Origin of the sequence: Anaerotruncus sp. AF02-27 (assembly GCF_003465835.1) — a bacterium.
GTDB classification, from domain to species: Bacteria; Bacillota; Clostridia; order Oscillospirales; family Ruminococcaceae; genus Anaerotruncus; species Anaerotruncus rubiinfantis.
Genome location: NZ_QSBX01000044.1, coordinates 9,455 through 14,925, shown reverse-complemented (window position 1 = coordinate 14,925; position 5,471 = coordinate 9,455). Strand labels below are relative to the sequence as shown.

The 5,471-nt window shown below is 58.3% G+C and carries 7 protein-coding genes; 5 read left to right on the top strand and 2 right to left on the bottom strand.

The features are described 5' to 3' along the window. Positions 1 to 167: 167 nt before the first annotated feature. From DWV16_RS18015 to DWV16_RS17995, 5 genes are all read left to right on the top strand, one after another. A complete protein-coding gene (locus DWV16_RS18015) occupies positions 168 to 1,100 on the top strand; it encodes a YafY family protein (RefSeq protein ID WP_158572975.1) in 933 nt (310 codons plus the stop codon). 129 nt (positions 1,101 to 1,229) lie between these two features. Further along, on the top strand, positions 1,230 to 1,649 hold the full coding sequence (locus DWV16_RS18010) for a YjdF family protein (RefSeq protein WP_066452572.1): 420 nt from the start codon (positions 1,230 to 1,232) through the stop codon (positions 1,647 to 1,649). A gap of 231 nt (positions 1,650 to 1,880) precedes the next feature. Continuing rightward, on the top strand, positions 1,881 to 2,813 hold the full coding sequence (locus DWV16_RS18005; RefSeq protein ID WP_199719802.1) for a DUF4261 domain-containing protein: 933 nt from the start codon (positions 1,881 to 1,883) through the stop codon (positions 2,811 to 2,813). 20 nt (positions 2,814 to 2,833) lie between these two features. Continuing rightward, positions 2,834 to 3,370 (top strand): DUF5662 family protein, encoded by a 537-nt coding sequence (locus tag DWV16_RS18000; RefSeq protein ID WP_118480819.1) that lies wholly within the window; start codon positions 2,834 to 2,836, stop codon positions 3,368 to 3,370. An 81-nt stretch (positions 3,371 to 3,451) separates the two neighbouring features. Beyond that, positions 3,452 to 4,315, top strand: coding sequence for an AraC family transcriptional regulator (locus DWV16_RS17995; RefSeq protein WP_118480817.1), 864 nt, complete (start codon positions 3,452 to 3,454; stop codon positions 4,313 to 4,315). Between the two features lie 59 nt (positions 4,316 to 4,374). Here the strand turns inward: DWV16_RS17995 and DWV16_RS17990 are convergent, their stop codons facing one another. Together DWV16_RS17990 and DWV16_RS19705 are read right to left on the bottom strand one after the other, a co-directional pair. Continuing rightward, on the bottom strand, positions 4,375 to 5,109 hold the full coding sequence (locus tag DWV16_RS17990) for an ABC transporter permease (protein WP_066452565.1): 735 nt from the start codon (positions 5,107 to 5,109) through the stop codon (positions 4,375 to 4,377). Beyond that, positions 5,106 to 5,471 (bottom strand): ATP-binding cassette domain-containing protein (locus DWV16_RS19705; RefSeq protein WP_243007367.1); only part of this gene is annotated, 366 nt, incomplete at its 5' end. The genes DWV16_RS17990 and DWV16_RS19705, both read right to left, overlap by 4 nt.

The following is a 5,471-nucleotide window of genomic DNA, read 5'->3' as shown; positions in this document are numbered from 1 at the left end:
CGGGCGGAACCCCTCCCGTCAGATACCTACCCTGTGTAGTCCCTTGTAAACTGTACTTTTCCGATGGGAAAAGCAATCAATCCGGGGAGGGACAGGACTTTTCCAAATATGACTTTCTGGTGTCCGGTTTGTGTGATATGATGAGGATGGAAAAGGAGGCGGCCGCCATGCAGATAAACCGGCTGTTTGAAATTACATACCTGCTCATCGAACGCGGCAGGATGACCGCGGCCGAACTGGCAGAGCGGTTCGAAGTCTCAACCCGCACCATCTACCGCGACCTGGAAATCCTTTCGGGCGCGGGAATCCCGGTGTATACCGACCGTGGAAAAGGCGGGGGCATCCGGATGATGGAACAATTTGTGCTGGGCCGATCGCTGCTCACCGAAGGGGAGCAGGACCGGCTGCTCGCGGGTCTGCAGGGACTGAGCGCGCTGGACGTGCCTGAAGCCAAGGCCGCTCTCCAAAAGCTGGCGGCGCTTTTTGGCAGGCCGCAGAACACCTGGCTGGAGGTGGACCTTTCCCCATGGGGGGATGGCGCGGACAAACAGGTGCAGTTTTCGCTTTTGCAGGAAGCGGTGCAGTGCCGCCGGGTGATCGTTTTCGACTATTTCGGCGCGAACGGAGTGGCCTCCCGCCGGCAGGTTGAGCCGCTCAAGCTCCTGTTCAAGGGCCGTGGATGGTATCTTTATGGCTTCTGCCGGCAGCGGCAGGGCTTCCGGCTTTTTAAATGCGGACGGATGCGCCGCGTGGAACTCACCGGGGAACAGGTGACCCGGGAAGCGCCCGACATGATTTTTTCAAACGCGGCGTCAATCGAGATGATTACCCTGCGGCTGCATCTGGACGCGGGACTCGCCTATCGGGTGTATGACGAGTTCCCCCCGGAACAGGTCGAGCGCCTGCCAGACGGTGGATTTCTGGTTAAAATGCAGGCCGCGGCCGGTGAATGGGTGTTCAGCTTTCTTTTGTCGCTCGGCCCGCAGGCACAGGTGCTCGGGCCGGCATGGGTGCGCGAAGGAATGCAAAAACGGCTCGAACAGATGCAGAAGGTCTATCAAACTCCGCACCCGCTTGCGGACGAAGGCAAAAAAGCGTAAAATGAATGCGCAGGGATAAAAACACGGCCCGGTAGGTAGTCCGGGCGCAGCTGAAAGGCTGTCAGTAACCTGCCCTCCCAGGGTTGTCCATTCCTTGCGGGAATTTATTCTGATGGGAGGGATCTTTTGATGTGCAGCATCACAGCGCGGTTTACCGTGTATTTTGAGGACCCGTTCTGGGTAGGCGTAATTGAACGGGTTGAAAACGGCAGGCTTGAGGCCGCCCGGATCGTTTTTGGCGCTGAGCCGAAGGATTATGAGGTCTATGCATGTCTCCTCAAAAATTACACCCGCCTGCGTTTTAGTCCGCCGGTCGCGGCAGACAGGGAAGGCGTACGCAGGCCAAATCCCAAACGGATGCAGCGGCAGATTGCGGCTGGACTTTCCCAGTCCGGCGTCGGCACCAAGGCGCAGCAGGCGCTGAGGCAGATGCATGAAGCGGGAAAGGCTGAACGCAAAGCCCGGCGGAAAAATTTTTCCGCCGCACAAAAGCAGCGGAAATTCGAGCTGCGCCAGCAAAAGAAAAAAGAAAAACACCGGGGCGGCTGAAACGGGCGCCTTTGGCAAAAACGCGCAGGGACGCCTATCCCTGCGCGTTTTTGCCAAAGGTTCATAAGTTAAACGTTTTATGTATCGCAGGGATGTGGTACAATAGCCGCAGAGCGGCTGTTGTACCGGGCTTATGCGCAGGGCGGTCCGTCCGCTGTGCAAACCTGCGCCCAATGGCCAATGGAATAAATGATAAAAGTGCCGGTTATGCCGGACGAACAGGAGGCCCAGATGCGCGAAGAACAAAAAGAATTCCACCAGGACCCCGATTCCAAGGCGGAATTTCCCGCCGCATATTTTATTGAGCTGCTTTTCGAACGGGAGGGGAAACTGCCCGCCGCGGATGAAATTGCGCGGCGGATTGGGGAGAAAATTGGCCGGACCGATATGATGTTTGACAGCGAACAAATGTATATCTTTCATCTCAAGGATAAGCCGGTCGCCTATCGGGACAAAAAGACCTTCCCGGCCGGAATTTCAATCGGCGGCTATCTGCCGTTCGATCCGCAGACAGTCACTGGTTTTGAGCGAAGCCAGTACTGGAATGTGGAGAACGCGGATGCGCTGCTTGCACGGTGCCGCTACAAGGTGCTGCTCGGCGATTGGATGGCTGCTGGTTTGCCATATGCCGAGCGGGCGGAACTTTTGCAGGGCTGGCTTGAGCTGGCGTGGGAATGGTTCCCGGACTGCGCCGCGGTGCGGTTCCCGGTGAGTGGGAAGCTGATGACAGCGGACCAGTGCTGGGATAACCCATATGAGGGCGCGCTGCGGTTTTTACACGGCGGGATCAACCTGCGCTTTTTTAATATCGCGGGGCGGGAGGAATATCTCGCGGACTCAATGGGGCTTTTTGCACTTGGCCTGCCGGATGTGCAGTGCCATTTCCACACGCTTGACCCGAATGAGGTGGTTGGGCTGGTGTTCAATGTGGCTGCTTACCTATTCGAGAAAGGCGATGTCATTGCGGATGGAGAAACCGTTCCGGGGCTTGGCGGGGATGAAAGGTGGCATTGCCAGCATGAGAATTCGCTCATCCAGCCGAGCCGTGTGGTGCTCGACCTGAATCCGGGAAGCTATGCCGCGGGCAGGCGGCAGGAGGACCCGGAACGCGCTGTTTTTCGGAAGCCTGCAAAGGCTTCCTGTGGCGAATTGGAAAATGAATGAATGGGGAGCCAGAGGAAAGAATGAAATGGTGGGGGCATTTGTGCACGATCAATCATCACAAGTGGCTGGTGATGAAGCATTGCTTTGCGGTCGGACTTTATAAGCAGGGCCTGCTGCACGATCTTTCAAAGTACACGCCGGTTGAATTTATGGCCGGGGCGAAATATTTTCAGGGCAGCCGCAGCCCAAATGAGGCGGAACGGCTGGAAAAAGGCTACAGCGCGGCCTGGCTGCATCACAAAGGCCGCAATAAGCACCATCTGGAGTATTGGATCGATTACAGCCCGCAGGAGGACTTTCGGATGGCGGGCATGAAGATGCCGGTAAACTATGTTGCGGAGATGGTTTGCGACCGTATCGCGGCCAGCAAGACCTATCGCAGAGGCGCCTATACCGATGCCGATCCGTACGAATATTTTCTGCATTCCCGCGACCATTACCTGATCCATCCCGAAACCCGCGCGCTGCTTGAGGAGCTGCTCTTGATGCTGCGAAACGAAGGGGAGCAAAAAACCTTTGCCCATATCCGCAGGCAGGTGCTCGGCAAAGGCGGGTAGCGACCGCGCAGTTTTGTGCAGGGAATGCGAGGAACCGGGGCGGGAAAACTGGTAAGATGGCAGTAAGGAGCTGAGGAAACCATGGAATGGCTGGACCGGATGAACGAAGCACTGGACTATATTGAAGGCAATCTTGATGGGAAGATCGACCTTTCGGCGGCGGCGCGGCTCGCATGCTGTTCGGTCTATCATTTTCAGAGGATGTTCCCCTATATCACGGGGATACCGCTTTCGGAATATATCCGCCGCAGGCGGATGACCCGGGCGGCCTTCGACCTGCAAAACGGCGCAAAGGTGCTCGACACCGCGCTGCGGTATGGCTACGAATCGCCCACGGCGTTCAGCCGGGCCTTTCAGAACGTACATGGGGTGCCGCCTTCCGCCGCGCAAAAGCAAGGCGCGCCGCTCAAGGCATACGGGCGGATCAGCTTCAAAATTACCGTCAAAGGGGATACCGAAATGGATTATCGGATTGTCAAACGGGAAGCGTTCCGGATCGTGGGGCTCTGTGAGCCGCTCGACCGGGATCTGGAGAAAAATTTTGAGCTGGTGCCGCAGATGTGGGCCCGCGCTGCAATGAGCGGCGCGGTGGAAAAGCTGGCCGCGCTGATGGACAGCGAACCAAAAGGCGTGCTCGGTGTGAGTGCCTGTATGAGCGGGGACGATTGGGCCTACTATATCGGCGTCGCGTCAAACCTTCCGGTGCCGGAAGGCTTGCCGGGCGCCCAGGAGTATACCGTCCCAGCCTGTACCTGGGCGGTGTTTCCGGGGACCGGCCCGATGCCGGGCGCGATCCAGGAGATCGAAAAGCGCGCGGTTACCGAATGGCTGCCCACCTCCGGTTATGAATACGCCGACGCTCCGGACATTGAGCTTTATACCACTCCAAACCCGCAGGACGCGGTGTTCGAGGTATGGCTGCCGGTGCGCAAACAGGAAGCTTAATCGAAATACCAGAAAAAGCGGCCCCGGATTTTCCGGGGCCGCTTTTTTGATAGATTCCGTCAGCTTTTCCAGCGGCAGAGCTTCGCAAAGAGCAGATCTGCCGCAAGGAAAAGCGCCGCGCCGGTGAGCGAAATCACAATGATGCCGCCGTACATTTCGGTGTAATCGATCCGAGACCACGCATCGAGGATATAGTAGCCGACCCCGGCACGGGTTCCGTAAGCCTCCACCAGCAGGAGCACCGCCAGCGAGGTGCCCATGCCGATGCGCAGACTGGTAAACAGTTCCGGCAGGATGGCGGGCAGGGTGATCTGCCAAAGAAGCGCGCTTTTTGGGGCTCCGGCGCTGATTGCCACCTGGTAAAAACCCGGGTCGATCCCGGCGGCCGCGTCGCGCGCGGCCACGATCACCTGAAAAAGTACCGTGAGCGAAAGGATCAGCACCTTTGAGCCGTCTCCCAGCCCGAGCAGCAGCATCGCGACCGGCAGCAGAGCGGTCTTGGGAATGGGATAGGAAAAGTAGACAAGCGGATGCAGAAGCCTGCCCCAGTGGGCAGAAGACGCCATCAAAAGCCCGATTGGAACGCCGCATGCAAATGCAAGCAGCAAAGCCGTTGCAATCCGAAGAAGGCTTGCGCCGATGTGGGAGATAATTCCAGACGAAAACACCTCGCCGAAATGTGCATAGACAGTGAAAGGACCCGGCAGCGCGCGGGTGCCTAGCAGCAGTGCCGCTGCCAGCCACAGCAGGTTGAGCGTCACAAATCCAAGCAGAAAACACACGCATTTTTTCAAAAATTCCCCCCTCCCTCTCCGGCGGCCTGCAAAAGCGCCGTCCGCAGCCGCCGTGAAAAAGTGTGGAAGCCGGGGGCATCGCAGCCGTCAATCCCTCTCCAGGGATTTTCGGCGACGAGGCGGAACCGCCCGCCCGGCTGCATCACCGCGATCTGCCCGGCGAGGAAAAGTGCTTCTTCGGGCCGGTGAGTGACGATAATTGCAGTCGCGCCGCATTCGGCGAGCAGATTCTGGCAGAGGAGCTTTGCGTGCCAGGCCGCGGCCGCGTCAAGCGCGGCGAACGGTTCGTCCATCAGCAGAAGCTGCGGCTGCATAAGCAAAGCGCGCGCCAGCGCGGTCCGCTGCGCCTGTCCGCCGCTCAA